The organism is Streptomyces sp. A0642 (genome assembly GCF_004795105.1).
Classification (GTDB): Bacteria; Actinomycetota; Actinomycetes; order Streptomycetales; family Streptomycetaceae; genus Streptomyces.
Window position 1 is genome coordinate 1 of the sequence record NZ_SSBL01000025.1, and the last position, 18,099, is coordinate 18,099.

General features: G+C 70.7%; 15 protein-coding genes and 1 tRNA gene. 13 read left to right on the forward strand and 3 right to left on the reverse strand.

The features are described 5' to 3' along the window. Positions 1-177 precede the first annotated feature (177 nt). The 3 genes from E6R60_RS29980 to E6R60_RS29990 all read right to left on the reverse strand — a co-directional run bounded on the left by E6R60_RS29980 (position 178) and on the right by E6R60_RS29990 (position 4,834). Positions 178-2,706: an FtsX-like permease family protein gene (locus tag E6R60_RS29980; protein ID WP_136329838.1), complete on the reverse strand. Its 2,529-nt coding sequence runs from the start codon at positions 2,704-2,706 to the stop codon at positions 178-180. Between the two features lie 135 nt (positions 2,707-2,841). After that, entirely contained in the window at positions 2,842-3,612 is a 771-nt protein-coding gene (locus tag E6R60_RS29985) for an ABC transporter ATP-binding protein (RefSeq protein ID WP_136329839.1), read from the reverse strand. Positions 3,613-3,808: 196 nt separating this feature from the next. Beyond that, a complete protein-coding gene (locus tag E6R60_RS29990) occupies positions 3,809-4,834 on the reverse strand; it encodes a LacI family DNA-binding transcriptional regulator (RefSeq protein WP_136329840.1) in 1,026 nt (341 codons plus the stop codon). 224 nt (positions 4,835-5,058) lie between these two features. Between E6R60_RS29990 and E6R60_RS29995 the strand changes: the two genes are divergently transcribed. From E6R60_RS29995 to E6R60_RS30055, 13 genes are all read left to right on the forward strand, one after another. Beyond that, positions 5,059-6,795 carry an ABC transporter substrate-binding protein gene (locus E6R60_RS29995; RefSeq protein ID WP_136329841.1) on the forward strand — a complete coding sequence of 579 codons (1,737 nt, stop codon included), beginning with the start codon at positions 5,059-5,061 and terminating at the stop codon, positions 6,793-6,795. Positions 6,796-6,914: 119 nt separating this feature from the next. Next, positions 6,915-7,910 (forward strand): ABC transporter permease, encoded by a 996-nt coding sequence (locus E6R60_RS30000; RefSeq protein ID WP_136329842.1) that lies wholly within the window; start codon positions 6,915-6,917, stop codon positions 7,908-7,910. Beyond that, a complete protein-coding gene (locus tag E6R60_RS30005) occupies positions 7,907-8,833 on the forward strand; it encodes an ABC transporter permease (protein ID WP_136329843.1) in 927 nt (308 codons plus the stop codon). The genes E6R60_RS30000 and E6R60_RS30005 overlap by 4 nt, the downstream gene beginning before the upstream one ends. 44 nt (positions 8,834-8,877) lie before the next feature. Next, positions 8,878-9,819 (forward strand): ABC transporter ATP-binding protein, encoded by a 942-nt coding sequence (locus E6R60_RS30010; RefSeq protein WP_136329844.1) that lies wholly within the window; start codon positions 8,878-8,880, stop codon positions 9,817-9,819. Beyond that, on the forward strand, positions 9,804-10,715 hold the full coding sequence (locus E6R60_RS30015; RefSeq protein ID WP_240802732.1) for an ATP-binding cassette domain-containing protein: 912 nt from the start codon (positions 9,804-9,806) through the stop codon (positions 10,713-10,715). The genes E6R60_RS30010 and E6R60_RS30015 overlap by 16 nt, the downstream gene beginning before the upstream one ends. Continuing rightward, positions 10,712-13,120: a glycoside hydrolase family 2 TIM barrel-domain containing protein gene (locus E6R60_RS30020; RefSeq protein WP_136329845.1), complete on the forward strand. Its 2,409-nt coding sequence runs from the start codon at positions 10,712-10,714 to the stop codon at positions 13,118-13,120. Before E6R60_RS30015 ends, E6R60_RS30020 begins: the two co-directional genes overlap by 4 nt. A 248-nt stretch (positions 13,121-13,368) precedes the next feature. Then, positions 13,369-13,454: transfer RNA gene (locus tag E6R60_RS30025), tRNA-Leu, on the forward strand. A gap of 507 nt (positions 13,455-13,961) precedes the next feature. Continuing rightward, on the forward strand, positions 13,962-15,545 hold the full coding sequence (locus E6R60_RS30030; protein ID WP_136329846.1) for a hypothetical protein: 1,584 nt from the start codon (positions 13,962-13,964) through the stop codon (positions 15,543-15,545). Between the two features lie 26 nt (positions 15,546-15,571). After that, positions 15,572-16,162, forward strand: a complete 591-nt coding sequence (locus E6R60_RS30035; protein ID WP_136329847.1) for a hypothetical protein — start codon at positions 15,572-15,574, stop codon at positions 16,160-16,162. Between the two features lie 37 nt (positions 16,163-16,199). Beyond that, positions 16,200-16,646, forward strand: a complete 447-nt coding sequence (locus E6R60_RS30040; protein WP_136329848.1) for a hypothetical protein — start codon at positions 16,200-16,202, stop codon at positions 16,644-16,646. A gap of 9 nt (positions 16,647-16,655) precedes the next feature. Next, entirely contained in the window at positions 16,656-17,069 is a 414-nt protein-coding gene (locus E6R60_RS30045) for a DUF3592 domain-containing protein (RefSeq protein WP_136329849.1), read from the forward strand. Between the two features lie 92 nt (positions 17,070-17,161). Beyond that, on the forward strand, positions 17,162-17,536 hold the full coding sequence (locus E6R60_RS30050; RefSeq protein WP_136329850.1) for a DUF4259 domain-containing protein: 375 nt from the start codon (positions 17,162-17,164) through the stop codon (positions 17,534-17,536). Positions 17,537-17,586: 50 nt separating this feature from the next. Continuing rightward, positions 17,587-18,069, forward strand: a complete 483-nt coding sequence (locus E6R60_RS30055; protein WP_136329851.1) for a GNAT family N-acetyltransferase — start codon at positions 17,587-17,589, stop codon at positions 18,067-18,069. Positions 18,070-18,099: the final 30 nt, after the last annotated feature.

Consider the following 18,099-nt stretch of genomic DNA (forward strand, 5'->3'; position numbering starts at 1 on the left):
ACAACAAGATCGGTGTGAACCAGATCCTCGCGGTCCGTCCGGCCGAGGGCGGGGGCTCCCGCATGCCTCTGCGCGCCCGCGACTGGAAGGCGTCCGCGACCGGCTGACACCGGACACGGCCGAGGGCCGGGACCCGCATCGGCGGGTCCCGGCCCTCGGCCGTGCTTCCCGCGGGCACTACTCCGTCTTGATCGCCGTCAGCATGTTCAGCTTCGCGGCGCTGCGGGCCGGCCACAGGGCGGCCAGCACCCCCACGAGTCCGGCCAGCAGCAGGAAGACCGCGATCCGGCCCCACGGCACGACCAGGACGTACTGCGGGATCTTGGCCGCCACGGTCTCGCCGATCGCCCAGCCGAGGAACATGCCGAGCCCGATGCCGATCACCGCGCCGAAGAGCGAGATGACCACGGCCTCCAGCCGGATCATGCGCTTGACCTTGCGCCGGTCCAGGCCGATGGCGCGCAGCATGCCGATCTCCTGCTGACGCTCGAACACCGACATGGCCAGGGTGTTGACGACCCCGAGGACCGCGATGATCAGGGCCATGGCCAGCAGGCCGTACATGATGTTCATCGCGAGGTTGATGGAACCGCCGAACATGTCACGGATGGCCTGGCGGTCCATGATGCTCATGCCCGGGTTGTCGCCCAGCGCGTCCACCAGGGCCTGCTCGTTGGCCGCGCTCGCGCCGCCGTCGGTCTTCAGCCAGATCTCGCGGATCTCCGCACGGGCCTGGTGCGGGGCCACGACGTCACGGGGGATCAGGACGGGCGAGAGGAACTCGTTCTCCTTGAAGAGGGCCCCGACCTTCAGCGTCCCCTTCTTGTCGTCCTCGTACGTGACCGGGACGGTGTCCCCGGTCTTCCAGCCGTGCGACTTCGCGGTCTTGTCCGAGACGGCGATCTCGCCCCTGCCGAGGGAGTCGATCGTTCCCGAGACGGTGTCGACCGTGAGCACGTTCTGCACCTCGCCGGGGGTGACGCCGGACGCCGAGACCCCGGCGCCGCCGAGCGTCAGCCAGACCGCCTGCTGGGGCGAGACCGCGCTGACGCCGTCGGCCTTCTCCAGGGCGGTGAGCGCCGACTCGTCGAGTGAGTCGCCGCCGGCCATCGAGACCATGTAGTCGGCCTTGATGTTGTCCGTCGTCACCTTGTCGACCGCCTGGCCGAGGGTGACGCCGAGCACCGAGATGCCGGTGACGAGGGTGAGGCCGATCGCCAGCGCGGAGGCGGTGGCGCCGGTGCGGCGGGGGTTGCGGACCGCGTTCTGCGCGGCCAGTTTGCCGGAGACCCCGAACAGCCTCAGCATCGGCGGGCGGACCAGGGCGATCACCGGGCGGGACAGCAGGGGGATCAGGATGATGACGCCGATCAGGGCCAGGAAGGCGCCGCCCGCGATGAGGAGCTGACCGTCCGACCCGGCCTGCGCCGCGCCTGCCACGACCGCCGCCCCGCCGAGCAGGGTGAGGACGCCGCCGATCGAGTTGCGCAGCACCAGGGACTTCACGGTGGCCACCGCGTACTGGCTGTTCATCGCCGCGACCGGCGGGATCTTCGCCGCCCTGCGGGCCGGCAGCCAGGCGGCCAGGACCGTGATCAGGACGCCGACGCCGAAGGCGGCGACGACCGTGAGCGGTGCGACGACCAGCGGGCCGGCCGGGATCTTCCCGCCGATCAGGCTCATCGCGGAGCGCAGCCCGGTGGCGAGGCCGAGGCCCAGCGCGAACCCGACGACCGACGCGATCAACCCGACCACGGCGGCTTCGAGCAGCACCGAGCGCTTGACCTGTCGGCGCGAGGCGCCGACGGCCCGCAGCAGCGCGAGCTCCTTGGTGCGCTGGGCGACCAGCATGGTGAAGGTGTTGGCGATGAGGAAGACACCGACGAACAGGGCGACGCCGGCGAAGGCGAGCAGGAGATTGTTGAGGCCGCTCAGGGCGGTCTCGGTCTGGTCGGCCTGCTCGTCCGCGCGGGCCTTGCCGGTCTTGGCCTCGGCGTGCTCGGGCAGCAGCGGCTTCACGGCGGTCAGCAGCTGCTGGTCGGTGGTGCCGGGGGCGGCGGAGACGGTGACGTCCCTGAACTCGCCCGGCCGCAGGAACAGCTTCTGGGCGACGGGGGTGTCGAACAGGACCAGGCTGCCGCCGGCGTTGACAGCACCGTCCTCGGTGGTGAAGACACCGGACAGGGTGTACTCCTTCACCGGTCCGTTGGTGGAGACGCGCACCTTGTCGCCGACCTCGTACTCGCCCTTCTTCGCGGTGCTCTCGTCCAGGGCGACGCTGCCCGCGGCGGTCGGTCCCGAGCCGTCGGTGAAGGTGTACTGGGCGTCCTTGCCGTCCTTGCCGGGGGCGAAGTTGGACCCGGTGTTGGACCAGCCGTTGCCGATGAGCTTGCCGTCGGGGTCGGCGACGCCGGCGAAGCCGTCGACGCGGCCGGTGGCGGAGGCGACGCCGTCGAGGGCCTCGATCTTCTTCAGGGTGGCGGCGTCGATGGCCCCGGACTTCTCGTCGTTCCGGTCGGCGTAGGTGGTGACGGCGACGGCGATGCCGTCGTAGCTCTTGGCCGACTGGTTGCGGAAGGCGTTGCCGAGGGTGTCGGTGAAGACCAGGGTGCCGGAGACGAAGGCCACGCCGAGCATGACGGCGAGGACGGTCATCAGCAGCCTGGCCTTGTGCGAGAGCACATTGCGCAGGGCGGTACGGAACATGTCTGTCAGTCCTGGGAGAGGGAGGGGTTCCGGATGGGGTGGCGACGAGGTCCTGCCGGGAGTTCCCCGCCGTCCGCGCGGGGCGCGGAGGGGGGAACCGCGGACAGGACCCGGGGGCCCGGGGAGGGCCGGGGCTCAGCTGGTGCGGCCCTTGGCGTCGAACGCCTTCATCCGGTCCAGCACCCCGTCGGCGGTGGGGTGCATCATCTGGTCGACGATCGCGCCGTCCGCGAGGAAGACGACCCGGTCCGCGTAGGAGGCGGCCGCCGGGTCGTGGGTGACCATCACGACGGTCTGGCCCAGTTCACGTACCGAGTTGCGCAGGAAGCCGAGGACTTCGGCGCCGGAGCGGGAGTCCAGGTTCCCGGTGGGCTCGTCACCGAAGATGATCTCGGGCTGCGAGGCCAGGGCGCGGGCGACGGCGACGCGCTGCTGCTGGCCGCCGGAGAGCTCGGTGGGCCGGTGCTTCAGCCGGTCGGCGAGACCCACCATGTCGATGACCTTGCGCAGCCAGTCCTGGTCGGGCTTGCGGCCCGCGATGTCCATCGGGAGCGTGATGTTCTCCAGCGCGGACAGCGTCGGCAGCAGGTTGAACGCCTGGAAGATGAAGCCGATCTTGTCCCGGCGCAGCTGGGTGAGCTGCTTGTCCTTGAGGGACCCGAGCTCCGTCTCGCCGATGCGCACGGACCCGCTGCTGAAGCTGTCGAGGCCGGCGACGCAGTGCATCAGCGTGGACTTGCCGGAGCCCGAGGGGCCCATGATCGCGGTGAACTCGCCCTGCGGGAAGTCCACGGTGACCCGGTCGAGTGCCGTCACCTTGGTCTCACCCTCCCCGTAGACCTTGGACAGTTCCGTGGCGCGGGCGGCCACCGCGGTGGCGCGGTGAGCGGTGGACATGGTGGTCACGGGATTCTCCAGGGTCGGGTTCGTACGGGACGGGGGGCCCGCCCGACGGCCTCGCCGGGCGGCGGGGGCCCGGGGCAGGGGCACCGCTCCATCGTCTCCGCCGTTCGGCCTCGGGTCGTCACTCCCGGTGCCCGTTCCCGGGACAGCCTTGAGTCGCACCACCGGGGCCCGGCGTACGCCTGGGGTATGACACGGCCTACGGCCGGTCGGGCGGGGCCGTCGATCCGCGCGGGACGAGCCGGGCCGGCACGTCCTCGTAGCCGGCCGCCGTGCCGTGGACGACCAGGGACAGCAGGGTGCGTGCCGCGTGTGCTCCGTACGCGGGTATGTCGCGGTTCAGTGCGGTGAGCGGCGGCCGGACCACCCGGGAGAGCTGGGAGTCGTCCCAGGCGACGAGGGAGAGGTCGTCCGGCACGCGGAGTCCCATCTCCTGGGCCACGGAGAGGCCGGCCACGGCCATGATGTCGTTGTCGTAGAGGACGGCGGTGGGCCGCCGCGGGGAGCTGATCAGCCGTCGCGTCGCGTGCGCCCCGTCCTGGCCGGAGTAGTCGGTGTGGACGATGACCGGCTCGCCGAGCCCGAGTTCGGCGCAGACCTCGCGCTGGGCCCGGTCGCGCCGCTCGGTGTGGTCGAGGCCGCGCAGCCCCGCGACCCGGGCGACCGAACGGTGGCCCAGCGCGGTCAGATACGCGAGGGTGTCGCGGACCGCGGTGTGCTCGTCCGACCACACGGAGGGGAGCGCGCCGGCGGCCGAGGGGTGGCCGATGACCACGGCCGGCAGCCCCAGTCCGACGACGCCCTCGATCCGCGGGTCGGGGCTGCGCAGATCGGCCAGGAACACGCCGTCCACCCGGCCCTCGCCCCACCAGCGGCGGTATACGTCCAGTTCCTGCGCCGGATCGGGGACGACCTGGAGCAGCAGGGCGCAGCCCCGGGGCGCCAGTTCGCTCTCGATGCCGCTGATCAGCTCCATGAAGAACGGCTCCACGCCGAGCAGGCGGGCGGGCCGGCACAGGGCGAGGCCGACGGCGTCGGCGCGGGCGCCGGTGAGGGCGCGGGCGGCGCTGCTGGGCTGCCAGCCGATCTCCTGGGCGATGGCCTTGATGGTGGCGCGGGTCGTGGCCGAAACGCCGGGCCGGTCGTTCAGCGCATAGGACACCGCGACCTTGGAAACCCCGGCGCGGCGCGCTATGTCGGCGATGGTGGGGCGGTGTCTGGGCAATGCGACCTCGCTTAACCGGTTCGTATTACACGCACACCCTGGGGGTCGGTCCTCTCTCCACGAAGCTCCCTCACCGGAATGATGGTGGCCCAACTGTCCTTGAAAATAAAGGGGATGGGAGCGCTCCCGTTCCCTTGACATGCCCACTCGCCGGCCTTAGCTTCACGTCACTTACCCGGTTCAGTAACTCCGCTCGGCAGCGACGGCGGGGAGATGGAGGGACGATGGGGACGGGATTCCGGGGACGGATCGCGGCCACGCTCGCCGTGATCGGACTCGCCGCCACCGCGTGCACGGGGGGCGGCTCCTCGGCGGGCGGCTCCGGTGGCACGGGCGGTGGCGGGGGCGGCGCGCTCCCGCGCAACGAGACGCTCTACACCACCGGTACGCAGTGGGGGCCGCCGGCCAACTACAACCCCCTGCACAACTGGGACCACGCCACCGGCACCAAGGGCCTGGTCTACGAGACGCTGTTCCACTTCGACCCCAACGCGGGCAAGCTGACCCCCTGGCTGGCGGAGTCGGGCAGCTGGACCGGCGACAAGACGTACGAGGTCAAGATCCGCCCGGGCATCACCTGGTCGGACGGCAAGCCGCTGACCGCCAAGGACGTCGCGTACTCCTACGGGCTCGGCAAGATCGAGGCCTCGTCCTTCCACACCCTGTGGAGCTGGCTGTCGGACGCGAAGGCGGTGGACGCCACGACGGTCCGCTTCACCTTCAAGGAGGCCCGCTACCAGGAGTGGGACTTCACCCTCTACGGGCAGCCCGTCGTCCCCGAGCACATCTGGAGCAAGCGCTCCGAGAAGGACATCCTCGACGGCGTCAACGACAAGCCCGTCGGCTCCGGCGCGTACACGCTCAAGAGCCACTCCCAGGACCGGGTCGTGTGGCAGCGGCGCGACGACTGGTGGGGCGTCAAGGCGCTCTCCATGAAGCCGGCGCCCCGCTACATCGTCGACGTCTCCAACCCGAGCAACGAAGTGGTCATCGGGCAGCTGGGCCAGGGCCAGCTGGACCTCAGCAACAACTTCCTGCCCGGGGCCTCCTCGCTGGTCAAGAGCAAGAAGGTGGTGTCGTACTACGACAAGCCGCCCTACATGCTCTCCGCCAACACGGCCTGGCTGGTGCCCAACACCACCAGGAAGCCGATGAACGACGCGGCCTTCCGCCGGGCGCTCGCCGCCTCGGTCGACACCGGCAAGATCGTCAAGGGTGTCTACGGGGAGCTGGTCAAGCCGGCCAACCCGACCGGTCTGCTCCCGCAGTGGGACAAGTTCGTCGACCAGGACCTCGTCGCCGAGGAGGGCTTCACCTTCGACACCGACAAGGCCAAGCGGATCCTCGCGGACGCCGGGTACAAAGACACCGACGGCGACGGCCTCGTGGAGAACAAGGACGGCTCCAGGATCAGTCTGAAGCTGGCCGTGCCCACCGGCTGGACCGACTGGATGGAGGCCGCGAAGGTCATCGCCTCGTCCGCCAAGGCGGCGGGCATCGGCATCACCACCGAGTTCCCCGACGCCAACGCCCTCAACGAGACGCGCGGCAAGGGCGCCTTCGACCTCATCGTCAACAACGAACGCCAGCTGTCCAGCACCCCGTGGACGTACTACGAGTACATGTTCCAGCTGCCCGTCCAGAAGCAGCAGAACACGGTCAACTTCGGCCGCTACGAGAACAAGGACGCCTGGAAGCTCGTCCAGGAGCTCGGCGGGGTGAAGACGGACGACGTCGAGGGCATGAAGAAGGTCATCTCCAGGATCCAGGCGATCCAGCTCAAGGAGATGCCGGTCATCCCCCTCTGGTACAACGGCCTCTGGTCCCAGTCGACCACCGGCAGCTGGACGAACTGGCCCTCGGACGCCGCGGGTGCGCCCAAGTACGCGCCGGCGCTGTGGCGCAACTGGCTGGAGATGGGCGGCTTCGAAGCCCTCACCCAGCTGAAGCCCGCCAAGTGACACGGCCGTTCTGAGAAGGACCGGCCCCGCGCCGGTCCTCCTCCTTCCATGACCGCCCCGCCGTGCGCACGCCGCCCTGACCGCCGCTCGCACGGCGGGGCTCTCTCCGGGGAGCCCCCTTGCGCCGCTACTTCGCCCGCAAACTTCTGATCTACGCGCTGACGTTCGTCGTCGCCGTCACCGTGAACTGGATGATCCCGCGCTTCATGCCCGGCGATCCCGTCGCCGCCATGGTGTCCAGGGCCCGGGTCTCGCAGCCCGAGGCCGTCGAGGCCATGCGCGCCTACTACAACGACCTCTTCGGCTTCGACGAGCCCGTCTGGCAGCAGTACCTCCACTTCTGGGGCGCACTGCTGCAGGGTGACTTCGGGCTGTCCATCTGGGTGTTCCCCAAGCCCGTCGCCGACGTGCTGCTCGACGCACTCCCGTACACGCTGGGGCTGATGATCCCGGCCGTCCTGCTCAGCTGGTTCGTCGGGAACTGGGCCGGGGCACTGGCCGCCCGCCGCAAGGTGCTCGACAACACCGTGCTGCCGGCGGGCTACCTGCTGACCGCGATGCCGTACATGTGGATCGCCGTCATCCTCGCCTGGGCACTCGGCTCCAAGGCCGGATGGTTCCCGCTCTCCGGCGGCTACAGCCTCGACATCCAGCCCACCTGGTCCACCGCCTTCGCCGTCGACCTGCTCCAGCACTGGGTGCTGCCGTTCCTCTCGCTCTTCCTGGTCGCGCTCGGCGGCTGGGCCATCGGCATGCGCAACATGATCATCTACGAGCTGGAGTCCGACTACTCCTCCTACCTGTCGGCCCTCGGCGCACCGCAGCGGCTCATCCGCCGCTACGCCTTCCGCAACGCCGTGCTGCCGCAGATCACCGGCCTCGCCCTGCAACTGGGCGTCCTGGTGGCCGGGGCCCTGGTCACCGAGATCGTGTTCGCCTATCCCGGGCTCGGCTCGCTGATCCTGGCCGCCATCCAGAACCAGGACTTCTTCCTGCTCCAGGGCGCGTTCCTGTTCATCGTCATCGGCGTACTGATCGCCAACTTCCTCATCGACATCGTGTACGTCGTCGTCGACCCGCGGACCCGTACCGGCATGGCAGGAGGCCAGTCATGACTACCGTGCCCGAACCGGCCACCGAGCCCGGACCCGTGGCGGGGCCCGCGCCCGGGCCCGCGGCCGCCGCGGCCAAGCCCGGCCGCGAGACGCTGCACTACGCCGTGCGCAACCCCAAGCTCATCATCGGGTTCACCGTCGTCGTGCTGCTCCTGCTCGTCGGCATCATCGGCCCGCCGCTGCTCGACAGCGCCGACCCCAACGAGTACGTGGGCCCGCAGGCCGCGCCGCCCGACGGCACGTACTGGATGGGCACCACGACCTTCGGCCAGGACGTCTACGCCCAGTTCGTGCACGGGCTGCGCGCCACCTTCCTCGTCGGCGTCGTCGGCGGGGCCATCGCCGCCGTCATCGCGATGCTCGTCGGCTTCCTGGCCGGCTACCGCGGCGGAGCGGTCGACGAGATCCTCAACATGCTCACCAACGTGGTCCTGGTGCTGCCCGCGCTCGCCGTGCTGCTGATCATCAACGCCTACCTGGGGGTCCGCTCGGTCCCCGTCCAGGGGCTGTTCATCGGCCTCACCTCGTGGCCCTGGGCGGCGCGCGCCATCCGGGCGCAGACCTTCTCGCTGCGCACCCGGGAGTTCGTGGACCTGGCCCGGCTCAGCGGCAGCGGCACCTGGCGGATCGTCTTCCGCGAGATCGCGCCCAACATGAGCTCGTACCTCTTCATGATGTTCATCCTGCTCTTCGGCGGATCGGTGCTGATCGCCTCCTCGCTCGACTTCATCGGGCTCGGCCCCACCGAGGGCGTCTCGCTCGGCATGATGCTGCAGAGCGCCCAGCAGTGGAGCGCGCTCCAACTCGGCATGTGGTGGTGGTTCGTTCCCCCGGGCGCCGGGATCACCGCGATCGTCGGCGCGCTCTACGTCGCCAACGTCGGTCTCGACGAGGTCTTCAACCCGAAGCTGCGGGAGGCGTGAGCCATGACTTCCACCGTGACCGCTCCCGGAGAGGCCCTGAGCACATGACCCTGACCGTGACCGACCTCCGCGTCCACTACCGCACCCTGCGCGGCGAGGTCCGGGCCCTGGACGGCGTCTCCTTCGACCTGGCCGACGGGGAGATCCTGGGCCTGGCGGGCGAGTCCGGCTGCGGCAAGACGACGCTCGGCAAGTCGCTCATCCGCCTCGACGGCCGGATGCGGCACGCGGGCGGCACCGTCACCCTCGACGGCGACGACGTGCCCGTGGCCGACGACCGGGCGATGAACGCCTTCCGCTTCCACCGGATCTCGCTCGTACCGCAGTACTCCATGAGCGCCCTCAACCCGACCCGGCGCATCGGCCGCATGATCCGCGAACTGCTCGCCTCGCGCGGCGTCAGCGTGGACACCGCCGAACTGCACCGCCGCCTGGACCTGGTGGGCCTGGACCACGACATCCTGAACCGCTATCCGATCGAACTCTCCGGCGGCATGAAGCAGCGCACCGTCATGGTGATCTCCACGCTCCTCGACCCGTCCGTCCTCATCGCCGACGAGGTCACCTCGGCCCTCGACGTCTCCACCCAGCGGGCCGTCGTCGGCGCGCTCACCGGGCTGCGCGACAAGGGCCTGGTCACCAGCATGATCTTCGTGACGCACGACCTCGGCCTCACCTCGCACATCGCCGACTCGATCATGGTGATGTACGCGGGCAGACTCGCCGAGAAGGCCCCCACGAAGGTCCTGACGACCGCGCCCCGCCACCCCTACACCAAGCTGCTGCTCGGCTCGCTCCCCGAAGTCGGCGCCCGGTACGCCGACAAGCCGCTCAAGGGCATCGCGGGCGCCCCGCCCTCGCTGCTGAACCCCCCGGCCGGCTGCCGCTTCCGCGACCGCTGCCCGCTCGCCGACGAGCAGTGCGCCGAACAACCACCGGTCGTGGAGATAGCCCCCCGTCACTCCGTCGCATGCTGGAAGGCCTGATGCTGACCCTCGACCACGTCACCAAGACCTACCGCGCCGGAGCCTTCGGCGGCGGTTCCGTCACCGCGGTGGACCGGGTGTCCTTCACCGCCGAACCCGGCGAAGTCGTCTCCCTCATCGGGGAGAGCGGCAGCGGGAAGTCCACCATCGGCCGGATGATCCTCGGCCTGACCGGCGTCAGCTCTGGCAGCCTCACCCTGGACGGCCGCCCGGTCCGCCCGGGCAAGGACTTCTACCGCCGCGTCCAGGGCGTCTTCCAGGACCCCTTCTCCTGCTACAACCCCGTCTTCCGGGCCGACCGCGTCTTCTCCCTCGTCCGTCGCGCCTACCACCCGGGCGTGTCCGACACGGAGTGGGCCCACCGCGTCGAGAAGGCCGTACGGGACGTCCGCCTGGACCCCGGACAGGTGCTCGGCCGCTACCCGCACCAGCTCAGCGGCGGCCAGCTGCAACGCCTCCTCATCGCCCGCGCCCTCCTGCTCGACCTGAGCTTCCTGGTCGCCGACGAGATCACCAGCATGCTCGACGCCTCCACCCGCATCGACGTCCTCAACCTCCTGGCCGCCCTCAAGGAACGCGGCCTCGGCGTCCTCTACATCACCCACGACCTGGCTCTCGGCACCTACCTCGCCGAGAGGACCGTGGTGCTGCGCCGCGGCCGGGTCGTCGAGCGCGGCGACACCCAGAAGGTGTTCGGCAACCCGCTCCACCCCTACACCCGCACCCTGCTGGCCGCCGTGCCCCGGCTCAACACCCCGTGGGACCCGCCGCAGCCGCTGGAAAGCTGCGCCTTCCACGCGGGCGGCGGCGCCACGGACACGGATCTGTACGAGACCGAGCCGGACCACTTCGTCGCCTGCGCCCAGCTCCCCGACTGCGGAAGGACCTCCGCGTGACCCTTCGCCACCTGCCCCTGCACGACGGCTGGACGCTCACCGCCGAGAGTCCCGTGCCGCTGGGGCTCCCCGCGGGGGGCGTGCCCGCCACCGTGCCCGGCTGTGTCCACACCGACCTCCTCGCGGCGGGGCTGATCGACGACCCGTACCTGGACGACAACGAGAACCGGCTCGGATGGATCGGCCGCACCGACTGGACGTACCGGACCACGTTCGACTGGACCCCGGACGGGGACGACCACGCCGACCTCTGCTTCGACGGCCTCGACACCGTCGCCACCGTCCTGCTGAACGGCATCGAGGTGGGCCGCAGCGCGAACCAGCACCGCGGCCACCGCTTCCCGGTCCGCGCGGTGCTGGCCGAGGGCGCCAACACCCTCGACGTCCGGTTCACCGCCCCGTACACCTACGCCGAGGAGCTGCGCGAGCGGCTGGGCGACCGCCCCGGCGCGTATGCGGAGCCGTACGCCTTCCTCCGCAAGATGGCGTGCAACTTCGGGTGGGACTGGGGCCCGACGCTGGTGACCTCCGGCATCTGGCGGCCGGTCGCCCTGGAGACCTGGAGCGGGCCGCGGATCGCGTCGGTGACCCTGCTCCCGGATCTCGACGACGCGGGGGTGGCACGGCTGGCGGTCACGGTGGAGGTCGACCGGTCCGGCCAGGAGGCCCTCGAAGCCGTCGTGGAGGCCGCGGGCGAGCGGACCGCGTTCACCGTCCTCGCCGGTGAGGACCGGGCCACCGTGACCCTCTCCGTCCCCGGCGCGGCGCCCTGGTGGCCGCACAGCCACGGCGAGCAGCCCCTGTACGCCGTCACCGTCCGGCTCGGGGGGCAGGTCCGGCGGTTCAGGACCGGCTTCCGCGGCGTCACGCTGGAGCGGGAGGCGTTCCGCTTCGTCGTCAACGGCGAGCCCGTCTTCGTACGCGGCGTCAACTGGATCCCCGAGGACTGCTTCCCCTCCCGGCTCACCCGGCAGCGGATCTCCGACCGCCTCGACCAGGCGGTCGCCGCCGGCGTCAACCTGGTCAGGGTCTGGGGCGGCGGGCTCTACGAGAGCGACGACTTCTACGAGCTGTGCGACGAGAAGGGCCTGCTCGTCTGGCAGGACTTCCCGTTCGCCTGCGCCGCGTACCCGGAGGAGCAGCCGCTGTGGGACCAGGTGGCGGCGGAGGCCCGGGAGAACGTCACCCGCCTCGCCCCGCACCCCTCGCTCGTCCTGTGGTGCGGCAACAACGAGAACCTGGAGGGGCACGCCGACTGGGGCTGGCAGAAGGAACTGGGCGACCGGACCTGGGGGTACGGCTACTACCACGAACTGCTCCCCGCGATCGTCGCCGAGACCGATCCGACCCGCCCCTACTGGCCCGGCTCGCCCTACTCCGGCACACCCGACGCGCACCCGCAGGACCCGGCGAGCGGCACCGTCCACATCTGGGACGTGTGGAACCGCGCCGACTACCGCGCCTACGCCGACCGGGTGCCGCGCTTCGTCGCCGAGTTCGGCTTCCAGGGCCCGCCCGCGTACGCCACCCTGCGCCGCGCCGTCAGCGGCCCGCTGACCCCCGACGCCCCGCTCGTGGCCCACCACCAGAAGGCCGAGGACGGCAACGCCAAGCTGCTCCGGGGTCTGGGCGACCACCTGCCGCAGCCGGGTGCGGACTTCGACGACTGGCTCTGGCTCACCCAGCTCAACCAGGCCCGCGCCGTGGCGTTCGGCATCCGCCACTTCCGCTCGCACACGCCGTACTGCATGGGCACGATCGTGTGGCAGCTCAACGACTGCTGGCCGGTCGTCTCCTGGGCGGCCGTCGACGGGGACGGCCGCCGCAAGCCGCTCTGGTACGCGCTGCGGGCCGTGTACGCGGACCGTCTGATCGCCGTACGCGACGGAGCCGTGCACCTCGTCAACGACGCCCCCGCCGCATGGACCGGCACGCTCCGCCTGACCCGCCACGGCCTGGACGGGGCGGTCCTGGCCGAGGACGAGGTGGTGGTGAGCACGGCCGCGCGCTCGGTCACCCGGGTCCCGCTGCCGCCGTCGGTCGCCGAGCCCGCCGACCGGACCCGCGAACTGCTGGTCGCGTGCCTCGGCGACACCCGGGCGGTGGAGTTCTACGAGGAGGACACCCGCCTCGCGCTGCCGCCGGCCCGGTACGACGTCACGGTCACGGAGAGCGGGGGCACGGCGCCCGGCTACCGCGTCGAGGTGACCGCCCGCACCCTGCTGCGGGACCTCGCGCTCTTCCCCGACCGGCTGGACCCGGCGGCCGAGGTGGACGAGATGCTCGTCACGCTGCTGCCCGGGGAGAGCGCGGTCTTCACGGTCACGGGGGCCGTCCTGGCGGACCCGGACGCCCTGGGCGCGCACCCGGTGTTGCGCTGCGTCAACGACGTGGTCACCCGATAGGGGTGGCGCGGCCCTGGCGATCCATGGCGCGCCCCTGGCGAATCGGCTGTGCGGGTGCGGCGACTTTCCGTCAATCCGGATACGCGGCCGCCGGGCCCGCTACCCCGCCCGGGCATGTGACTATGCCTTCCACGTGTGCTGACACACCCTCAAGAGATCAATAAAATAGGACAACATCGAGCCACTGTCCGTCCGGTGGAGGGGTGCCCCCGGATAGGGTCATGTGCCAACGCGGAGCCGCGCGCCAGGCCCGGATGGTGGAATGCAGACACGGCGAGCTTAAACCTCGCTGCCCCTCGGGGGCGTACCGGTTCGAGTCCGGTTCCGGGCACCACCGCGCGCACGGGGGCGCGCGTGGGCCCGGGGGCCGGACGCCCGCCGCGGGACGACGTGATCGGCCGCCCTGATCCGCTCCCTCGGCGTTCGGGTGCCGCGGCTGACAGGGGCGGAAGGCGGGGGCGGGAGGCCGCGTGGGCGGCGGGCCGGTGAACTGCGCGGTGGAAGTGGCGGGGCCGACGGTTTCCCGCCTCGCCCCCGTCCCGTAGCCGTCCGGTGAGCACGGGTGACGCGCTGCGGACATTCATGGCCGGGCGTGGAGGCGGAATCCCCTGGCCGGTCGTCCTGGGGCCGCGCGGCCGGCGACCGGCGTTGGGCCCGTTCGCCACGTTCCGTAGCCTCCCGTGTGCGGAAAGATGTCCGACTGGGCCCACTGCCCGGCACGCGGGCCCTGTCGGCCCACAGCTCCCGCGATCGGGGCCCTGATTTGGGCCCACGGGCCCGTGCCGCCACAGGTGCACCTCCCCTAGCCTCCCTGCCCTAAGGCCATACGGGAGGGCAAGCCATGCGGCGGACCAGGTGTCGGGAGACCATACCCAGCAGCAGACGGGGTGACAGGGGCGCCACCGCGTTCGAGTACCTCGGCACGATCCTGGTCGTCGTGTCCCTCATCGGCGGTATGGCGGTGGCCGGCCTCGGCGGGCAGATCACCAACAAGATCCAGTGCCTCGTCTCGTCGCTCGGCGGCGGCAGCGCCGGGTGCGGCACCGGCAAGGGCGGCGAGGCCGGCGGCGATCCCAACGCCGAGTTCGAGCCCCTCACCTGCGCCACGGTGACCAGGTCCGGCACCCAGGGCGGCAAGTTCGGCGTCTCGTTCGAAACGCTCGGTATCGAATTCGGCGGCGAATTCGGCTTCGAGGAGACGACGACCAAGGCGAAGACGGACGTCAACAAAGACGGCAAGATCGACGACAAGGACGAGCAGGTCTCGCTCACCTTCACGGACGCCGGCTCGGTGAAGGGCACCGAGAAGCCCAAGGCCCGCGTCAAGATCGGCAACGTGGGCAAGGACAAGGTGGAGATCGGCGCCGGTCTCACCGTCACCACGGGCGACACCTGGGTCTTCGACAGCCAGGAGGAAGCGGACCAGTTCCGCAAGGACCTCGAGGAGTACAAGAAGCTCAGCCGGCTGAACAAGCTCTCCAACCTCAGCCCGATCGTCGGCGGTTCGACCGAGATCGCCAGCTGGTTCGGCAAGGGGCCGAAGGCCAAGGAGAGCCGCCTCAAGCAGAACATCGAGGACAGGCTCGGCAACAAGCACATCACCACGCAGAAGATCAGCCTCGAAGTCGCCGCCCAGGCCGGCTTCCAGTTCGGCGCCGGGATGAACACCCCCGACACGACCAACCCGGACGGCACGACCACCCCGGCACCGAAGCCCGGCGCCACCGTCGAGGCCGGCCTCAAGATCTCCGAGGCCCAGGAAGTCACGCTGACGCAGAACCACATCAACAACACCGACGCGTACACCTACCAGGCCAAGGCCACCGGAGGCGCGTACGCGAAGGGCGAGGCCGGTCCCGCGAAGGCGGGCGCTGAGGCCGCGGGTTCGGCGGCGGGCGCCATCACCGTCACGGTCGACAGCAAGACCGGCAAGGTGAAGAGCATCACGATGACGCGGACGCTGGAGGGCAAGGCCGAGGCCAACGCGGGCCTCAAGGGCGACGTCAACGGCAACAAGAAGGGCGGCGGGACGACCACTCAGGTCGTCACCACCACCGTCCCCCTGGACGACAAGAACATGTCCCAGGCCGAGTCCGACGCCATCAAGGCCCAGCTCTTCTCCGGCCAGGGCATGAACAGCGCCTTCACCTACCTGTTCACCGGAACGCCGGTGCCGACCAAGGACCCCGGCGCGGGCGACCCGTTCGGCCACTACGCGTTCCACCACGGCCAGGTCAGCAAGCAGGAGTACGACGGATCGTCCTCGTCCGAGGAGATCGGCCTCGACATCAACCTGGAGATCGCCGGGATCAACGGCGCCTACACCACGTCCGAGTCGGAGAAGAACCTGACGAAGGCCGAGTTCCTCGGGGCTCCCTCCGGTGGCCAGCGCTCGTTCTTCCCCTACAGCTACTGTGCCAAATGACCCACAGGTACCAGGAGGAGACGATCATGACCAAGCTTTCCGTCCGGCGGACGGTACGGGTTGTCGCCGTCACGACCGCCGTCCTCACCGCCGGTCTGACGCTCGCCGCTTGCGGCGGCGGCAAGGGCTCGGACACGGCCGCGCCCGCCGCGCCCAGCGGCTGGAAGAAGCTCTCAGGGCCCACGGTGTCGCTCGCCTACCCGCCCGGCCTCACCGAGCAGAGCAAGGCGGAGCGCGGCAAGCTCAACGACGCCGCGGCCCTGCAGAGCGAGGGGGACCGGCCGACCGTGAAGGTGTCGATCCAGAGCGGCTTCGCCAACGCCTCCACCGGTGACGACGCCGCCTCGGTCGGCCGGGCCCTCCTCATGGCGACCACCGAGGTGAAGGGCACGAAGAACGCGGACATCGAGGGTGCGAAGGATGCCAAGCGCATCGACTTCACCTACACCGGCACGGGCGTGCCCCAGTCACCCCCGAAGGGCGCGAAGGTCGACGGCGTGGTCATCACGGGCGTCGACTCCGAAGGAAAGATCTACTCCGTCCGCATCGACGCCCAGGAGGGCAAGCTCAGCGACGCGGACCGGACGAAGATCGTCGACAGCATCCAGGTGAAGTAGCAACCCGAGCCCCCGGCAACGACGAACAGGCAGCCGAATGTCCAGATACGACGCACACCGCGGGTACGGTTCCGCTCCCCACGACCGGCCGCGCCTGATGAACTTCATGCTGCCCTGGGCCGCGGGCATCGTGGTCACGCTGGTGACGCAGGTGGTCCTCGCGGTCCTCGTCTGGGACGTCATCACGGGCGACGACGTCTCCCGCATGGCCTCACCGGTCCGCACCGTCCTGCTGCTGCACCTGCCCTCCGCCGCCTGTATCGCCCTGGGCGTCTGGGCCGCGGCGGCCGTACACCAGGGGGCGTCACGGGAGTCGCGGGTCCGGCACTCCCTCGCGGCGTTCGCCCCGGCCGTCGTCCTCCAGCTGGTGATCTTCTTCTCCCAGGGAAGCGATCTCACCGTCCTCACGTTCCTGGTGCAGCTGGTGGTCCTGGTGGTTGGGTGTGCGGTGGGCTTCCTCGTCGACAGGCTGCGCAACGGTTAGAAGGTTTCCATGGACACCTCGCTCGTCATCACCGGTGTGGTCGCGCTGGCGGCGCTCAGATCCCTGGGCCGGACCGTCCGGCAACTGCGCGGCGTACGCTCCGGCGTGACGGCCCCGGCCCGCTGCGTCCGGGTGGACGAGCGCGACTCGGCGACGGGCTCGTCGGGCGACCGGCGGGCCTGGCACGTCTTCGCGTTCACCGCGCAGAACGGGCAGTGGGTCGAGTTCCGGAACACCGGCACCAAGCGCTTCCACGAAGGCGCGCGGGTGACGGTCCGCTACGACCCCGCCGACCCGCACCGGACGGCGACCCTGGCGGCCAGCCCGCGCGCCGCGCTGACGGAGGGGGCCCTCTCCCTGCTGCTGATGGGGCTGGTGCTGCTGATGTTCCTCACGGACTTCCCGGAGAACCTGTTCGGCTGACCGGCTGTTCCCCCGACTGTCAGTCCCCTCTGGTCTGATGAGTCCGGAGGCAAGAGGGACGCAATCGACGACGCACACGCGGAGGCGGAACATTGGGCACGTGGGGCGCGGGCAACTTCGACAGCGACACGGCGGCGGACCATCTCGGGGACCTGGCCGGCCGGCTGACAGCCGAGGTGACGGAGGCCATGGCCGGCGACCCGGTGGGGATCGAACCGGACGAGTACGGGGGCGTGACCGTCCCCTGCAACCTCGAACTGCTGCTCGTCCTGGACCGGCAGGGCTGGGTGGGCGTGACCCTTCCGCCCCCCGAGGTGATCCGGAGCTGGCAGGAGAAGTTCCTGGCGGTGTGGGAGGCGACGATCGACGGGCTGGAGCCGAAGCCCGCGTACAAGGAGGAGCGCAGGGCGGTGCTCAACGAGACGTTCGAGCGCCTGGCGGAGGCGTCGGCGGCGGCTGCGGCGTAGCGGCGGCCCTGCGGACCGCCGCGGAACCGGGAGGACGAGGAGAGTGCCGCATGGCTGATGACCTGGCTGTCGACGGGGTGCTGACCCGTCTCGTCCCGGCCGCCGAGGGCGACCTGGACCTGCTGGCCGCATGGTTCGCCACCCCGGCATTCGTCGAGCACTGGGGCGGGGTGCCGCAACCGCGTGCGGTGGTGGCCGAGAAGTACGTGGGGAGGCGCCGGCCCCGCGTGGAGTCGTACCTCGTGCTGTCGCGGGAAGAGCCGGTGGGGTATGCGCAGTACTGGCATGCCGACGCGGCGGACGAAGGCGGCATCGACCTGGTGCTCACGCCGGAGGCGCGGGGCCGGGGCCTCGGTCCGGACGCCGCGTGCGCGCTGGTCACGCACCTGTTCGGCCGACTCGGGTGGCGGCGCGTGACCGTGGACCCGGTGGCCGGCAACGCCCGCGCCGTACGCGCATGGGAGAAGGCGGGCTTCCGGCAGGTGTCGTGCGAGGACGGCCGGCTCCTCATGGAGCGCCGCGCCGACGACTGAACCCGGGCAGACCGTCACCCGTGGCCGGGC